The organism is Pseudomonas sp. ASL3 (assembly GCF_056680425.1).
Map to the genome: position 1 here is coordinate 1,058,953 of NZ_CM155281.1, position 14,850 is coordinate 1,073,802.

12 protein-coding genes and 2 pseudogenes are annotated in these 14,850 nt (G+C 56.2%); 7 read left to right on the forward strand and 7 right to left on the reverse strand.

The genetic code is table 11. From position 1 onward, the window contains the following. Window positions 1-205 precede the first annotated feature (205 nt). From AC1MEE_RS04730 to AC1MEE_RS04745, 4 genes and pseudogenes are all read right to left on the reverse strand, one after another. Window positions 206-1,618 carry a TolC family outer membrane protein gene (locus tag AC1MEE_RS04730; RefSeq protein ID WP_480414108.1) on the reverse strand — a complete coding sequence of 471 codons (1,413 nt, stop codon included), beginning with the start codon at window positions 1,616-1,618 and terminating at the stop codon, window positions 206-208. Then, window positions 1,615-2,940 (reverse strand): HlyD family type I secretion periplasmic adaptor subunit, encoded by a 1,326-nt coding sequence (locus AC1MEE_RS04735; protein ID WP_480414109.1) that lies wholly within the window; start codon window positions 2,938-2,940, stop codon window positions 1,615-1,617. Before AC1MEE_RS04735 ends, AC1MEE_RS04730 begins: the two co-directional genes overlap by 4 nt. A 13-nt stretch (window positions 2,941-2,953) precedes the next feature. Further along, on the reverse strand, window positions 2,954-4,690 hold the full coding sequence (locus tag AC1MEE_RS04740; protein ID WP_480414110.1) for a type I secretion system permease/ATPase: 1,737 nt from the start codon (window positions 4,688-4,690) through the stop codon (window positions 2,954-2,956). A gap of 165 nt (window positions 4,691-4,855) precedes the next feature. Then, window positions 4,856-5,050, reverse strand: a pseudogene (locus tag AC1MEE_RS04745) (transposase); the annotation flags it as partial. Window positions 5,051-5,176: 126 nt separating this feature from the next. Between AC1MEE_RS04745 and AC1MEE_RS04750 the strand changes: the two are divergent. After that, window positions 5,177-6,601 carry an IS1182 family transposase gene (locus tag AC1MEE_RS04750; protein ID WP_480410535.1) on the forward strand — a complete coding sequence of 475 codons (1,425 nt, stop codon included), beginning with the start codon at window positions 5,177-5,179 and terminating at the stop codon, window positions 6,599-6,601. Between the two features lie 393 nt (window positions 6,602-6,994). On the opposite strand, the gene AC1MEE_RS04755 is transcribed toward AC1MEE_RS04750, so the two are convergent. Further along, entirely contained in the window at window positions 6,995-8,212 is a 1,218-nt protein-coding gene (locus tag AC1MEE_RS04755) for an MFS transporter (RefSeq protein WP_480414111.1), read from the reverse strand. A 256-nt stretch (window positions 8,213-8,468) separates the two neighbouring features. Here AC1MEE_RS04755 and AC1MEE_RS04760 point away from each other — a divergent pair, with 256 nt between their 5' ends. After that, window positions 8,469-9,833: an AAA family ATPase gene (locus tag AC1MEE_RS04760; RefSeq protein ID WP_480414112.1), complete on the forward strand. Its 1,365-nt coding sequence runs from the start codon at window positions 8,469-8,471 to the stop codon at window positions 9,831-9,833. Next, window positions 9,826-10,467, forward strand: coding sequence for an HNH endonuclease family protein (locus AC1MEE_RS04765; RefSeq protein ID WP_480414113.1), 642 nt, complete (start codon window positions 9,826-9,828; stop codon window positions 10,465-10,467). Before AC1MEE_RS04760 ends, AC1MEE_RS04765 begins: the two co-directional genes overlap by 8 nt. A gap of 42 nt (window positions 10,468-10,509) precedes the next feature. Here AC1MEE_RS04765 and AC1MEE_RS04770 read toward each other — a convergent pair whose 3' ends face one another. Further along, complete coding sequence (locus tag AC1MEE_RS04770) at window positions 10,510-10,731, reverse strand: hypothetical protein (RefSeq protein WP_480416393.1); 222 nt, start codon at window positions 10,729-10,731, stop codon at window positions 10,510-10,512. Here AC1MEE_RS04770 and AC1MEE_RS04775 point away from each other — a divergent pair. After that, the gene (locus AC1MEE_RS04775) at window positions 10,730-10,900 is read left to right on the forward strand and encodes a hypothetical protein (protein ID WP_480416394.1); all 171 of its coding nucleotides are present in this window, start codon (window positions 10,730-10,732) and stop codon (window positions 10,898-10,900) included. The two genes, AC1MEE_RS04770 and AC1MEE_RS04775, sit on opposite strands and share 2 nt — an antisense overlap. On the opposite strand, the pseudogene AC1MEE_RS04780 reads toward AC1MEE_RS04775, so the two are convergent. Next, window positions 10,850-10,972 (reverse strand): annotated as a pseudogene (locus AC1MEE_RS04780) (hypothetical protein); the annotation flags it as partial. The gene AC1MEE_RS04775 and the pseudogene AC1MEE_RS04780 overlap by 51 nt on opposite strands. Window positions 10,973-11,045: 73 nt before the next feature. Between AC1MEE_RS04780 and AC1MEE_RS04785 the strand changes: the two are divergent. Genes AC1MEE_RS04785 through AC1MEE_RS04795 form a run of 3 tightly spaced genes read left to right on the forward strand, consistent with a single transcriptional unit; the run spans window position 11,046 to window position 14,013 of the window. Beyond that, on the forward strand, window positions 11,046-11,777 hold the full coding sequence (locus AC1MEE_RS04785) for a GntR family transcriptional regulator (RefSeq protein WP_480414114.1): 732 nt from the start codon (window positions 11,046-11,048) through the stop codon (window positions 11,775-11,777). Between the two features lie 50 nt (window positions 11,778-11,827). After that, window positions 11,828-13,117: an MFS transporter gene (locus tag AC1MEE_RS04790; RefSeq protein ID WP_480414115.1), complete on the forward strand. Its 1,290-nt coding sequence runs from the start codon at window positions 11,828-11,830 to the stop codon at window positions 13,115-13,117. A gap of 56 nt (window positions 13,118-13,173) precedes the next feature. Beyond that, window positions 13,174-14,013, forward strand: a complete 840-nt coding sequence (locus AC1MEE_RS04795) for an amidohydrolase family protein (protein WP_480414116.1) — start codon at window positions 13,174-13,176, stop codon at window positions 14,011-14,013. The last annotated feature ends 837 nt before the right edge of the window (window positions 14,014-14,850 follow it).

Below are 14,850 nucleotides of genomic sequence, written 5' to 3' on the forward strand. Positions count from 1 at the left end.
ATAACTAGCTGAAATAAAAAGATTATTTTGTAGGAGCGGGCTTGCCCGCGATGGACCGCGAGGCGGTCCCAAAAATGCTGGGCACAGTTCTACTGCCAGAATCGAGTTCGCTGATTTTGCGACTGCTCCGCAGCCGATCGCGGGCAAGCCCGCTCCTACATTGACCGAGTTTGCTGCGCGACAGCGCGGAATCTCCTACAGTCGTTCATCGTTTTATGTCCCGGTCGAGGGCGGGGTCCGTTTTGCTGTTGTTGCTCAGCCAGACGTTGACGCTTTCGACGCTTTCATTGGACAGCTTGCCAGCCCAACGGTTGAGGATGAACAGGTTGGTGATGAAGTCATACTGGGCTTTGAGCAAGTCGCGACGCGCCTTGAATTCGTTCTGTATGCTGGTCTGGACGTCCACGGCGTTCACTACGCCATACGTAAATGCTTTTTCCGATGCGATGCTCGATTGCTCGGCCGACGTCAGGGCGTTGCGGTCGGCACGTATTTTTTCGACGCTTGAATCAGCGGTCAAATAAGCATTGGTTATTTCTTTTACGATCTGCCGACGAGTTCCTTCCAACTGCTGTTCAGCAGAGACCTGATCCTGATAGAGGCCGCTAACTCTCGCCGACGTTGACCCGCCACTGTAAATGGGCACTGACAACTGCAGGCCGGCGACATAACTATCCGTTTTGGGGGCCAGGGCGTTGTTATAGCCTTCGGTCGTGTTTTGTACACTCAGGTTCACACCGAGTGTCGGATAGTGCCCGCCCTTACCACCGCGCAAGGCCGCCTCCGCAGCCTCGACCGCGCTTTGATTGGCTTTGAGCGTGGGGTTTTCCGTCAGACCCAAATTGACCCAACGTTCAAGGCTGTCAGTGGAAACCTGCAACTCCACGTCATTGCGGATACGGCTGAGTTTTTCCGTGACCGGACGACCGACAATTTCCGACAGCGCGGCTCGGCTCAAGCTGACCTGATTACGTGCATCCACTTCCTGGGCAGCCAGGGAATCAACACGAGCCTTGAGGTCGAGCACGTCAGTGATCATGGCGAGTTGTTTCTTGTACAGAGCGTTGACCCGATCGAGGTTTTTTTGCATCGTACGACGCTCGGCCTGGACCAATTCGAGCTCATCATCGGCCGCCAGGGAGGTGAAATAGCGCTGCGCCAGATCGACGGCTGCTTCTGCCTGGGCTTCTTCGGATTCAGATACAGATTGTTTCGCCAGGCTTTTGTATCTCTGGAAGTTTTCCCATACCGCCTTGTTGTAGATGACCTGGCTCAAACTCACGCTGTAGCTCTTGCTATCGTAGATCTGATTAGTGACGTCATCGGTCTGCTTGATGCGGTTGGTGCCAGCGTTCGCCGTCACTTGTGGCAATAAAGAACCGAACGCTTCACGTTGATGCTCTTTGCCAGCCTCAGCCCGGGCATAGGCCGCCAGCACACGAGGGTCCTCCAGACGCGACTCACGATAAAGCTGCATCAGATCAGCTGAGTAATTTTTCGCGCTGACGCTTGAGGGAGACGGTTTCAGGGTTGATGGTTCAGCGGTTTTCGGCTCGGCGGCATGTGCCTGCAGCACCAGTACCCCCAACATCAAACATGGAAGCAGGCGCACGATCATTCCTCGATCATCGATTCTGAAATAGCATTGCGTGCCGGTTGCATCAGGTATTGCAGCATCGTGCGCTTGCCAGTGTTGATCAGCGCGTCCGCCGGCATACCCGGGACCAGTTTGTGGTCACCCAGCTTCTTCTCACCGGCTTCGGTCAAACGAAGTCGAGCCAGGTAATACGGCTGACCGGTTCGCTCATCGGTCAGGCGGTCAGCAGACACTTTGGTGACGATACCTTCGATTTCCGGGGTGGTTGCACTGTTAAAGGCGCTGAAGCGAATTTGAGCTAATTTGCCGACACCGATGCGATCAATGTCGACTGGCGCCACATGGGCCTCCACGATCAGATCGGAGATGGACGGCACGATATCGAGAAGCGGCGTAGCGGCCCGTACAACGCCGCCTATAGTGTGTACTGTCATGCTAATGACCATGCCGTTATCCGGTGCCCGGATGACCACACGACTCAGCCGATCCTCAAGAGCGGCATCCTTCTCTTGCAGGTCATAGGCCTTGGTCTGGACTTCGGCCAATTGCTTGACCACGTCAGAATTGAAGTCCTTATTGATTTGCAGGAGCTGCAGCTGTGTTTCATTGATCTGCAGACGCGTCTTGATGATTGAAGAGCGGCTGTCCGCCACTTCTGACTTAAGCATGTCGAGTTTGCGTTCTTGTTCGAGCAGACGCTGCTTGTCGACGAACCCTTGGGCCAACAGTTCGTTCAGTTCACCGATTTCGCCGCTGTAAGATTTCCCCAGAACGTCCTTGGTACCAATCATGGTGTCGGTGCCTTTAATTTGCTGGTTTAGCTGGCCAATTCGCTCTTGCAGCACTGAGATCTGACCCAGACGAGCTCCGCGGCGCGCATTGAACACTTGGGTTTCCCCATTGCGTGCTTCCATGCCTCGAACGTTGTTGAGTTCGACAACTTTGTCAAAGTTGATCGACGGAAGATTGTCACGCTCAGCGATCAAGCGCGCTTCCATCGCTTTGGCAGCAATCAGCTGGCTGCGGGTCATCTCGTATTCAGCACGTAGTTGGCTATCATCAAGAATGATGACTGGATCGCCTTTTTTGACAATGTCGCCGTCATGGACCAGCACGTCTTTGACGATGCCACCTTCCAGGTGTTGAACCGTCTTGCGATAGGTTTGTACGGTCACGACCCCAGGCGCATAGGCTGCACTGTCCAGCGGTGCGAAAGCCGCCCACGTTCCGAATACACCGAAAACCACAAAAATAATACTGAACCCGAGGCGGCGCGTCTTAAGGTCCGAGGTAGGTAAATCACTGAAGTTATCGGCGGTTGTAATAAGCGTATTTCGATTCATCGACATCTTCCTGTCAGGCGCTGATTGGCGCTGCGCCTGAGGCGACCGGGGCTGCATTCTGTTGAGTTTTTGCTTTCGCGCTAAGCTCGGCCATTACTTGTTCGGTCGGCCCATACATGCTGACGAGGCCATCGTTCATCACCAGCAGGCGATCAAGTTGGGACAAGATGCTGGTGCGGTGGGTGATGACAAAAATGGTCGCGCCAGTTGCCTTCAGGTAAGTGATTGCGTAAGACAATGCACGCTCACCGACCTCATCAAGGTTGGAGTTGGGCTCATCAAGGATGATCAAACGCGGTGTGCCGTAGATCGCCCGGGCCAGACCAATGCGCTGGCGCTGACCACCGGACAGGTTGACGCCATCGCTGCCGATGACCGTATCGTAGCCGCTAGGCAGCAGCAGGATCATTTCATGTACACCCGCAACTTTCGCCGCCTGAATAACCTTCTCGGCTTCAACTTCGGCGAAACGAGCGATGTTTTCACTGATGGTGCCTTCGAACAACTCAATGTCCTGTGGCAGGTAGCCGACGTGCGGCCCCAACTCTGCCTTGTTCCAATTACTGATGTCGGCACCATCAAGACGCACGACGCCGTGCTGGACTGGCCAGATCCCCAGTAACGCCCGGGCTAGAGTGGATTTGCCAGATGCGCTAGGGCCAATGACACCGACGACCGTCCCGGCCTGGACGGTGAAACTGACACCTTTAATGATGGGCGCTCGGGAACCAGGTGAGCTGACGATAATGTTTTCGACTAGCACATTACCTTCCGGCGGGGGCAAGGACATGCGTTCTGGCTCGGAATGCAATTTGTCCAGAATTTCGTTGAGGCGGTTGTACTGCCCACGCGCCGCAATGAAGCCTTTCCAGCTGCCGATGATCAGATCGATAGGCGCCAGGGCGCGGCCCAACAGGACTGAACCGGCCAGGACCAACCCTTGGCTGATTTCGTGGTTGACCGCCAGATAGGCGCCCAGTCCCAGGACCAATGATTGCACCAGCACGCGGAACGTCTTGGAAATTGCGGTGATTGCACCGCCATTGTCGCTGGCTATCGATTGTAGAAGCAGTACTTTGTTCTGACGCAGCGACCAGCGATGGATCAGGGTATTGAGCATGCCCATGGATTCAATGACTTCAGCATTACGCAAGTTCTTGGTGGTGTAGAGGCTGGCAGCGGTATTTTCCTTATTGGCGTTCGACATGGTCTTGCCCGTTGCCTTCTCGTTGGCAAAGGCCAGGCAGATCAGAACAATCGCGGAACCAACGGCCATCCACCCATACCACGGGTGAAACATAAACATGACAGCGACATAAATCGGCAGCCAGGGCGCATCAAAGAATGCGAATACGCCGTTACCCGTCATAAATTGGCGCAGGTTGGTCAGGTCACTGAGAGGCTGGGCCGAAGCGTTCATGCCGCCAGTTGCCAGTGCCTGTTTAAAACTGGCCCTGTAGACATGGCGACTCAGCGTCACGTCCAATTTATTGCTGACACGGACCATGATGCGCGAACGGATCCACTCCAGCAGTCCCGTAGTGACCATAAGTACGACCATGATAATGGTCAGCATGGCCAACGTTGATAGACTTCCGCTGGTCACTACTCGACCGTAAACCTGAAGCATATAAAAGGTAGGAACCAGCATCAGGGCATTAACAAACAAACTGAAAATACCGACTGATATCAAACTGCCTCTACAGGATTTTAATGCAGCCTGCAAGCTATTTTCATGTGCGTTGCGCATAATTTTCTGAACTGCCACAGGTATATAAAATCGCGCGATTCTAGCACTCAGTTAACGCGCAAGACATGCAAGACACGAAAAAGCTTTTAGTGGGGTCAGATAAACGTCAGGCGGTTGCAGAAGCTCAGTGCAACACAGTTATTGAATTGAAGCAGGAGCCTCATGTTACAAGCCCATGAGCGGAGTGAGTACGTCGATCGGACACAGCCAGTTAAATCGCTTGCGCGGTCGGATGTTTAGTAAATACACAAACTTTCCAACTCCTCTTGGGTGTACTTGGACAGGTCGGTTCCCTTCGGGGAAAAACTGGCGGACAAGGCCGTTTGTGTTCTCGTTGGTCCCACGTTGCCCCCATTTCGACGCCGCGCTGTCGCGCAGCAAACGCAGTGTTGGGTTCACCTTGAATCTGTGCAGACTGTGTGAAAACCTGGCAATTCTTGCAACGGTCTAAGAAAATGCCTTCATCGGAAGATTGGGGGCATTTTTGTGGCATACATCCAAGGCATAGCGCGCGATCAGAGCAGTCTTTTTCCGGTGTCGCTGGAAGAATCCATTCCGGTAGACCACTTGGTCAGAGTCATTGATGCCTATGTCACCCAGCTCAATCTGCGGGAGCTGGGATTCGACAAGGCTGTCCTCAAGGGCAACGGGCGCCCGCCCTATGATCCGGCAGACCTGCTCAAACTTTATCTCTACGGCTATTTCCTCAGCATCCGTTCGTCACGCCGCCTCGAAGCCGAATGCCTGCGCAACATCGAAGTCATGTGGCTGCTCAATCAGCTCGCACCTGACTTCAAAACCATCGCCGATTTCCGCAGAGACAACGGTGCCGCATTCGCCGCCATCTGCCGACTCTTCATTCTTTTTTGCCGTGAAGTGGGGCTAATCGCCGGCAAGCTGGTTGCTATCGACGGCAGCAAATTCAAAGCCGTGGCCTCCAAGCGCCGTCATATGAGCCTCAAGCACCTTAAGCGCGATGAGGAAATACTGAACAAGAAGATTACCCAGTACCTGGCGGAGCTTGATCGGGCGGACAAAGACGACGCCGATCAGCCTGTGGATAAGCAGAAAGTCAAAGCCGCTTTGGCCCGTCTGAGCAACAAACGAGACAACAACCTGACCCGTCAGCAGGTGATGAAGGCGCTGGAAGTCGAGCAGTTCATCAGCACCGAAAGCGAGGCGCGGATGATGCGGGCGCCGCAAGGCATGGCCGTGGCGTACAACGTGCAGACGGCGGTGGATGCCGAGAACGGCTTGATCCTGCACCACGAAGTGACTCAGGACGGCGATGACCGCAAACAGCTTGAACCCATGGCCAAAGCGGCTAAAGAAGTACTGCAACAGTCAGAGCTGACGGTAGTGGCCGATGCCGGATATTCCCACGGCAAACAATTCCAGGCCTGTGAAGACGCGGGTATCACGGCGTATGTGCCGCTGAATCGAACGATCAACACGCGGGGCGGGGACGTAAAATTCTTTGACCGCACCCAGTTTACGTATGAGGCCCTGGACGATCAGTACCGGTGCCCGAATGGCAAGCTACTGACGCTGACGCAACTGAATCGCGGCACGCGTATTTACCACGCACTGCCCAGTGACTGCGCCCACTGCCCGCTGAAAAGTCAGTGCACCAAGACCTCCCGCCGGAAAGTAACGCGGCATGCGCATGAGGCCGCTTTTGAGCGAATGGAGCAGCGCATGCAGGCGCATCCGGAGAAGATGGTTGAACGAAGGTCCATCGTTGAACACCCCTTCGGCAACCTCAAGCAATGGATCATGGGCAATGGACGGTTCTTGCTACGCCAACTGAAAGGCGCGCGAATAGAGATGTCGCTGGCGGTGCTTGCCTATAACTTTAAAAGGGCGATCAATGTGCTGGGTGCGCGTGAAATGATGGCGAAGATGGGCTAAGCAGCCTTTTTTTGCGCCTGACAAACGTCCCAGGACTGGCCATGGAGCGCTCAAAACGCTTTGTCCCGGCGACGTGAAAACGAACAGCGATGATTTCGGGATCAAAGGCCAAAAACCAACGCCCCGACAAGTCGGGGCGTTGGTTTGAAACATGATCGTCAGGTTTTCACACAGCCTGTGTGGGAGCAGGCTTGCCTGCGAAAACGTTGGGTCAGGCTCAGATATTCCGCAAGTCATGACGCTCTTCTTTGCACGACTGGCCTCTTCGCAGGCAAGCCTGCTCCCACAGCTGATCCGGAATGTCAGAAAGTAATCATTTAAAAACAATGATTTAAAGTTTGTTTGAAGAGCTGCCGAAGGCTGCGATAGGTCGGGGGCGCGGGCGCCTGCATTTCAGTGCGCGCCGACACCGACACGTCGTTCGACCGAAGCGTTTTTCAGAAAGCTAAGCAGTGCGATCAACGGAAAAGCGCTGCCCGCAATCACGATCCACAGCCAGCCGCCGCGGTCATACAGCACACTGGCAATCGCCGAACCAAAGGCGCCGCCGATGAAGATACTGGTCATGTACAGGGCATTCAGGCGGCTGCGGCTATGGGCATCCAGGGCGTAGACCGCGCGTTGGCCCAGCACCATGTTCATCTGCACGCAGAAGTCCAGGACCACGCCGGTAACGGCCAGCCCGATCACGCTGTAGGCCGGGTGTATCAATGCCGGCAAGAAGCTCAGCGCGGCGAAGACCAATGCACCAAGGCTGGCGATGCGGGTGTGCCCGGCATCCGCCAGACGACCACTGATCGGTGCGGCAATCGCGCCGATGGCACCGACCAGCGCGAAGATCGCGATCTGGGTCTGGGACAGGCCATGGTTGCGTGCCAGTTCCAGCGGTACGGCGGTCCAGAACAGGCTGAACGACGCAAACATCAGCCCCTGATAGAACGCCCGTTGACGCAGCACCGGTTGCTTGCGCAGCAAGGTCCACAGCGAACCCAGCAGTTGCCCGTACGAGGCGCTATGGTTGGGTTGGCGTTTGGGCATGGTGGTGGCGAGCACCACACTGATCAGCATCATCAGTACCGCAGCCGAGGCAAACACCGCGCGCCAGCCGAAGTGATCAGCGATCACACTGGACAGCGGCCGCGCCAGCAGAATCCCCAACAACAAACCGCCCATGATTCCGCCGACGACCCGGCCTCGGGATTCTTCCGGTGCCAGATGCGCCGCCAGCGGAATCAGGATTTGTACCGATACCGAACTGAAACCGACCAACAATGAGGCCAGTAGAAACACATTTGGCTGTTGACTGAACGCCGCGCCCAACAAGCTGATAATGGCCAGCAATGCGGTCATTATCATCAGTCGGCGGTTTTCCAGCAGATCGCCCAGTGGCACCAGGAAGAACAACCCCAATGCGTAACCGATCTGGGTCAGCGAAACGATGAAACTGGCCAGGGTGCTGGACAGGCCGATGTCTGGCGCGATCATGCCAATGATGGGTTGGGCGTAATAGATATTGCCGACGATGGCGCCACAGCAAAACGCGAACAGCATCACCATGCCCCGCGTCATGGCGGGGGCATCGGCGTGTCTGGTTTGGGTCGTGGTATTCATGGAAATTCCCGGTCGGACAAATGAGCCAAGTGCTGCTCGAGCACGCCCGCAGAGGGCCATCTGGCATTGGATAGAGCGCAGGCTAAGTGTTCCGCCGGGAAGTAAGAAGGGGCGTGAGGGTGATAGTTATTATTCCTGAAAAGAATGATTTTTTTTATGACGCTCGGAGACCTCAAGTCAGCCGTTCAATGTCGGGCAAGGAATGACATAATGCGACCCTGCTGCTTCAATCGGACAACCCCACAAGGGTATTTGGATGGAAATCAAAAAGTTCAGGCTCCGCAACGTCGGCCGTTTTGTCGACCTTGAGGTCGCACTGGCTCCGACCAATCAGCATTCGTCCAATGTGACGGTTCTGGTTGGCAATAACGGTGCAGGGAAGACGACATTGCTCAAGTCTGTTGCCCTCTCGCTTAGCTGGCTGGTGGCCAGGATCAGTTCGGAGAAAGGTAGCGGTAAACGGATTGACGAAGACTCCATTCTCAATGGTGCCGCTTCAGCTGCCATTACCATAACGGTCCGCGATTTCTGTGTTCCGCAAATAGACTCCGCTTCTAATCCCGTACAAACACATTACGAATGGTCGGTCGCCGCCGCCCGTAAAGGGCGCAAGGCAGATTCGTCCAGCGTGCTAACGGACGTCAGCCGCCTGGCGGACGGCTATCGAGCACTAATGAGCAACGTCGAAAAGGCGCCTGTGCCGCTGATTGCCTACTATCCAGTGGAGCGGTCGGTGCTTGAAATTCCACTAAAGATCAAAGCCCGACACACCTTTGATCAGTTGGACGGCTATGACAACGCGCTAAACCGCGGGGTCGACTTTCGACGCTTTTTCGAATGGTTCAGAGAGCGGGAAGACAGCGAAAACGAGACCGGCGTTTCCGTCACGGTGTTGGCCGAGATTTCCGAAAGGTTCGGCCAAGACAGTGAATTATGGAAAACCCTTTCTCAAGTCAACGCCTCTTCTCGCGATCGACAACTGACGGCGGTTCGATCCGCCATCGCCGCATTCATGCCGGGTTTCAGCAACTTGCGTGTTCAACGCAAACCCCGTTTGCACATGGCTATCGATAAAGACGGTGTCACGCTGAACGTTTCGCAGCTGTCGCAGGGTGAAAAGTCGATGATGGCGCTGGTCGGCGATATTGCACGACGTCTGGCGATGATGAATCAGTCACTGGAAAACCCTCTGCAGGGTGACGGCATTGTATTGATCGATGAAGTGGATCTGCATTTGCACCCCAAGTGGCAGCGCAGTTTGATACGACAACTGAGTACGACGTTCCCTAATTTGCAGTTCTTGCTGACGACACATTCCCCGCTGGTCATCAGCGATGCGAAGGATGTGTTGTGCTACGTGATGGATGACGGTGAGTTGCAGGAGCAGACGGGTTTGTATGGCCTCGATGCCAATCAGGTGTTGCTGAGTGTGATGGATACCGATATTCGCAACAGCGAAGTGCAGCAGCAGCTGGATTATCTGCAAGCATTATTGCAGGACGGCAAGTTGGATGAGGCCAAGTCTCTCTATGAGTCATTATCGGGCGAGCTTCCGACGGGACATATAGAGCTGGCAAAGGCCGCGTTACTGATTCGAAAGCTGGGGATTCGTCGTGCGTAGGATTTTAAAAGGAGCTGAATCAGCAGAGTTGAGTGCATGGAAGCGGGCGAACCCAGGCAAGCGTTATCAAGATCTGGTCAGCGATGAAGCGATCAAGGATGTTGTTCGCGAGGCCTGCGTCTCTGAACAATTTGGGCTGTGCGCTTACTGCTGTCGGGGAATATCGTCGGAGAAAGCCAGTTCACACAATGAGCACGTCGAAGCACAGTCTCTGGCACCCCATCGCACGTTGGACTTTTCAAACATCGTCGCCAGTTGCAATCAGCAGGGTCGTTGCGGGAAGGCCCATGGCAGGCAGCTATTGCCCCTGACACCGCTGATAGCCGAATGTGAAACCGAGTTGAAATTCGAGTTATCGGGATTGGTTAAAGGGTTCACCGAGCGGGCGCGCACCAGCATTGAGGTGCTTAATCTGGGTGGAAGCTATCAAAGCAACCGCGGCCTGGTGGGTGAGCGTAAGGCGATGGTAGATGCATTGCTTTACTCCAGCTCGCTGGCGCCAGATGAACTCAGCCTTGAAGATGATGAGTTTCTGGAACTGCTATTGAATGACTTGCTGCAACCCAATGAAGAGCAGAAATTGCAGCCATTCTCTCCAGTATTGGTCAACGTGATTCGCCACCTGCGTGCATAACGCATGCAGGTGGTGAGCGCGCGCTCATCCCCTGGCCCTTCATTACAACTCGATATCCAATCGCTTCAATCTTGAAGCCAATGTCGTCGGTTTAAGCCCCAACAACTCAGCGGCACCCCCCTTACCAAACAGTTTCCCGTTGGCCGCTTTGAGGGCGGCAAGCGTGTTGCTGCGTTCCAGTTCGCGCAGTTGGCCATCGGTCATGATCGTGGAGGTGAGGGCGGGCAGTGCGACACTGGTTTTCGGTTCGTCCGGCAGGTCCATGTTCAAGTCGGCGCCGCTTGAGGAAGTGCGCGGCCAGCGGCGCGATGTCCATCGGCCGTTCGCGCAGGGCCGGGGACTGGATCGGGAACACGTTGAGGCGGAAATACAGGTCTTCGCGAAAACGCTTGGCCGTGACTTCCTGGCGCAGGTCACGGTTGGTGGCGGCTAAGCCTGATGCAGCTTTTGTGGGAGGCTTGCAACTACGCGTCCCGCTGCGAATGGGATGTATCAGGCAAAACACAACGCTTGACGAGATTTTGTATCGGGAGAATACTGGCCTCAATATTCATATATATGACTAGATAATTACAACAATGAACAGACTCTCCAGTGACGTACGTCTGCCCCTGTACCACCGTCTGCGCGATCAATTGGCCGAGCAGATTGCCAATAATCGTTGGCGCCCAGGTGAGGCGATTCCTACCGAAGCAGCGCTGTCCAGCGAGTACTGTCTGTCTACCGGCACGGTGCGCAAAGCCATCGACATGCTGGTCAACGACAACATCCTCGAACGCCAGCAAGGGCGCGGCACCTTCATTCGGCGTCCGCAGTTCCAGTCATCGCTGTTCCGCTTCTTCCGCTTCCAGACCGCTGCCGGTGAACGTCAGGTGCCTGAGAGCCGGATTCTGTCCATCGAACCCATGAGCGCACCTTCGGCCGTTGCACAGATGCTGGGGTTGCCTGCGGATGCGCCGGTCATCCGCATACTGCGTCTGCGTTTGCTTGACGAGCGGCCGGTATTGGCCGAAGAAATCTGGCTGCCGCGGATTCAGTTCCATGCGCTGCTGGACATCGATCTGGATCAGCAGGGGCCGTTGCTTTATCCGATCTACGAAGAATTCTGTGGTCAGGTGGTCGCCTATGCCGAGGAAACCCTGACGGCAGACTCGGTCGACGAGGTTCACGCCCGACTGCTGCAGATTCCTGTTAACAGCCCGGTGGTGGTGATCGAGCGTCTGGCGCGCAATTACGCCGGAGCACCGCTGGAGTGGCGCCGTTCGCGCGGGCATGCCAGCCACTTTCGCTACAGCGTCGAAATCCGCTGATGCCACCGGCCGTTGCGGCCGCCTCATGTACATCTATAAGGACAAGAATCATGTTCAAGTGGTATCGCGAAGTCACTCCTCGGGAGCGCAAGACGTTCTGGGCCTGTTTCGGTGGCTGGTCGCTGGACGCTCTGGAAGTGCAGATGTTCGGCCTGGCGATTCCGGCGCTGATCGCTGCCTTCGCCCTGACCAAGGGTGACGCAGGGTTGATCAGCGGCGTGACCCTGATCACTTCGGCGCTGGGCGGCTGGCTGGGCGGCACACTTTCCGACCGCTATGGCCGCGTTCGCACCTTGCAATGGATGATTCTCTGGTTTTCGGTATTCACCTTTCTCTCGGCCTTTGTCACCGGCTTCAATCAGTTGCTGATCGTCAAGGCACTGCAAGGCTTTGGCATCGGTGGCGAGTGGGCGGCGGGCGCGGTGTTGATGGCCGAAACCATCCAGCCAAAATTTCGCGGCAAGGTGATGGGCACCGTACAAAGCGCCTGGGCCGTGGGTTGGGGCGTGGCGGTCGGTACGTTCGCGCTGATCTATTCCCTGGTGCCCGAAGCCATGGCCTGGCGCGCGATGTTTCTGGTCGGTCTGCTGCCGGCGCTGCTGATCATCTGGGTGCGGCGCAATGTCCAGGAACCGGACAGCTTTCAGCGTCAGCAAAAAGAAAAAACCAAACCCCAGAGCTTCTTCAAATCCATGTCCGGGATTTTCCGTCCGCAACTGCTGCGCGTGACACTGCTCGGCGGCTTGCTGGGCCTGGGCGCGCACGGCGGTTACCACGCGGTCATGACCTGGTTGCCGACCTTTCTCAAGACCGAGCGCAATCTTTCGGTGCTCAGTTCCGGTGGTTATCTGGCGGTGATCATCGTTGCGTTCTGGTGCGGCTGCATCGCCAGCGGTTTGTTGATCGATCGCATCGGTCGGCGCAAAAACATCATCTTGTTCGCCCTGTGCTGCGTGGTAACGGTGCAGTGCTACCTGTTCCTGCCGCTGACCAACACGCAGATGCTGTTCCTCGGTTTCCCGCTGGGTTTCTTCGCGGCCGGCATTCCCGCGAGCCTGGGCGCCTTGTTCAACGAGTTGTACCCGGCGGATGTGCGCGGGGCAGGCGTAGGGTTCTGCTACAACTTCGGCCGCGTGGTGTCGTCGGTGTTTCCATTCATGGTTGGCCATATGAGCGAGTCCATGTCACTGGGATCGGCCATCGGCATTGATGCCGGGATTGCCTACGGCGTGGCGGTGATCGCAGCCATGGCGTTGCCGGAAACCCGAGGACGTACGCTCGACGCCACCCCTGCGCCGACTCAGGGATCAGCCAATAAGGCTGAAACCGCGCAGGCTTGATCCGATTTTTAAACGGCGCGGTGTTTGCCGCCGCGCTCATTTCATAGATGAGTTCCATGCCCGATATCTGCTTGTCCGATACTTCGCCGATCCTCGGCATCGATGCCCATGCCCATGTGTTCAGCCGTGAGCTGACGCTGGTCTCGGCCCGGCGCTACAGCCCGGACTATGACGCCACACTTGAACAGTATCTGACGCACCTGCGCAAACACGGCCTGAGCCATGGTGTGCTGGTGCAGCCGAGCTTTTTGGGCACCGACAATCAGCACCTGCTGGCGGCGCTGCAACAGGCGCCCGGGCAGTTGCGCGGGGTGGTCGTGGTTGATCCCGCTATCAGTCGCGCAGCGCTGGAACAGATGGCCGGGCAGGGCGTCGTCGGTATTCGTCTGAACCTTGTCGGACAGGCTTTTCCGGACCTTGCCGAAGACCAGTGGAAGCGGCTTTTTACCCAGGTCGCAGCCCTTGGCTGGCATGTCGAGGTACATCGCGAAGTCGAAGATTTGCCGGCGTTGATCAGCGGCTTGATGCCTTATGACTGCAAGATCGTCGTCGACCATTTCGGCCGTCCGGATGCCCTGCTGGGCGTCGAGCAACCGGCGTTTGCGCAGTTGCTGGAACTGGGGCTGAGCGGTCGGCTGTGGATGAAGATTTCTGGCATTTATCGTTTGGGCGGCAACCTTGAACAGAACATGGCCTTCGCCCGCGAGGCCATGCCGTTGCTGACCCAGGCCTTTGGCAAGCGACGCCTGGTGTGGGGCAGCGACTGGCCGCACACCCAGTACGAAGATCAGATGAGCTACAGCTCGGCGGTCGAGCAATTGCAGCAGCTTGGCTGTCCGGCAGATATCGAACACGCGATGTTGGTGGAGGCACCGCAGGCGTTGTTTGGTCTGTAGGTGATTGTGCTCGATTCGCAGGCAAGCCTGCTCTTATCAAACAACCGATAAATCATTGAAAAATAAAACATAAATTTTCAGCCAAACGCCGACCCCCTGTAGGAGCTGACTTGTCTGCGATCCGTCCGGGGTCGCGTCCGACCGAAGCGCTGGCAAAAATGGTGAATTCACCACCGCTGGAAGGTCCTTCGTGTCGGACGCGACCCCGGCCTTTCGCAGACAAGTCAGCTCCTACGCCCTCCGGGCAGAATCGGGACCCAGTTTGCTGCGCGACAGCGCGGCGTCGAAGACGGGGCGGGGCCTCTTATCAAACAACCTGTAAGTGATTGAAATATAGAAACTGAACTTTCGAAAAACTGTAGGAGCTGACTTGTCTGCGATCGGCTGCGAAGCAGTCGTAAATGGGCTGGACACGATATCGCTGGAAGGTCCTTCGTGTCGGACGCGACCCCGGCCTTTCGCAGACAAGTCAGCTCCTACGCCCTCCGGGCAGAATCGAGCCCCAGTTTGCTGCGCGACAGCGCAGCGTGGAAGACGCGGCGAGGCCTCTTATCAAACAACCTGTAAGTGATTGAAATATAGAAACTGAACTTTCGAAAAACTGTAGGAGCTGACTTGTCTGCGATCGGCTGCGAAGCAGTCGTAAATGGGCTGGACACGATATCGCTGGAAGGTCCTTCGTGTCGGACGCGACCCCGGCCTTTCGCAGACAAGTCAGCTCCTACGCCCTCCGGGCAGAATCGAGCCCCAGTTTGCTGCGCGACAGCGCAGCGTCGAAGACGCGGCGAGGCCTCCCACAGAGATCACCTAAACCTAATGAAATGGTCACCCCCTGCC

What these genes read in the sequence shown, in the direction of transcription:
- AC1MEE_RS04730 (WP_480414108.1), bottom strand. Translation starts at nt 1,618, where the DNA reads ATGATCGTGCGCCTGCTTCCATGTTTGATGTTGGGGGTACTGGTGCTG.
- AC1MEE_RS04735 (WP_480414109.1), bottom strand. Translation starts at nt 2,940, where the DNA reads ATGAATCGAAATACGCTTATTACAACCGCCGATAACTTCAGTGATTTA.
- AC1MEE_RS04740 (WP_480414110.1), bottom strand. Translation starts at nt 4,690, where the DNA reads ATGCGCAACGCACATGAAAATAGCTTGCAGGCTGCATTAAAATCCTGT.
- AC1MEE_RS04755 (WP_480414111.1), bottom strand. Translation starts at nt 8,212, where the DNA reads ATGAATACCACGACCCAAACCAGACACGCCGATGCCCCCGCCATGACG.
- AC1MEE_RS04760 (WP_480414112.1), top strand. Translation starts at nt 8,469, where the DNA reads ATGGAAATCAAAAAGTTCAGGCTCCGCAACGTCGGCCGTTTTGTCGAC.
- AC1MEE_RS04775 (WP_480416394.1), top strand. Translation starts at nt 10,730, where the DNA reads ATGTTCAAGTCGGCGCCGCTTGAGGAAGTGCGCGGCCAGCGGCGCGAT.
- AC1MEE_RS04770 (WP_480416393.1), bottom strand. Translation starts at nt 10,731, where the DNA reads ATGGACCTGCCGGACGAACCGAAAACCAGTGTCGCACTGCCCGCCCTC.
- AC1MEE_RS04785 (WP_480414114.1), top strand. Translation starts at nt 11,046, where the DNA reads ATGAACAGACTCTCCAGTGACGTACGTCTGCCCCTGTACCACCGTCTG.
- AC1MEE_RS04790 (WP_480414115.1), top strand. Translation starts at nt 11,828, where the DNA reads ATGTTCAAGTGGTATCGCGAAGTCACTCCTCGGGAGCGCAAGACGTTC.
- AC1MEE_RS04795 (WP_480414116.1), top strand. Translation starts at nt 13,174, where the DNA reads ATGCCCGATATCTGCTTGTCCGATACTTCGCCGATCCTCGGCATCGAT.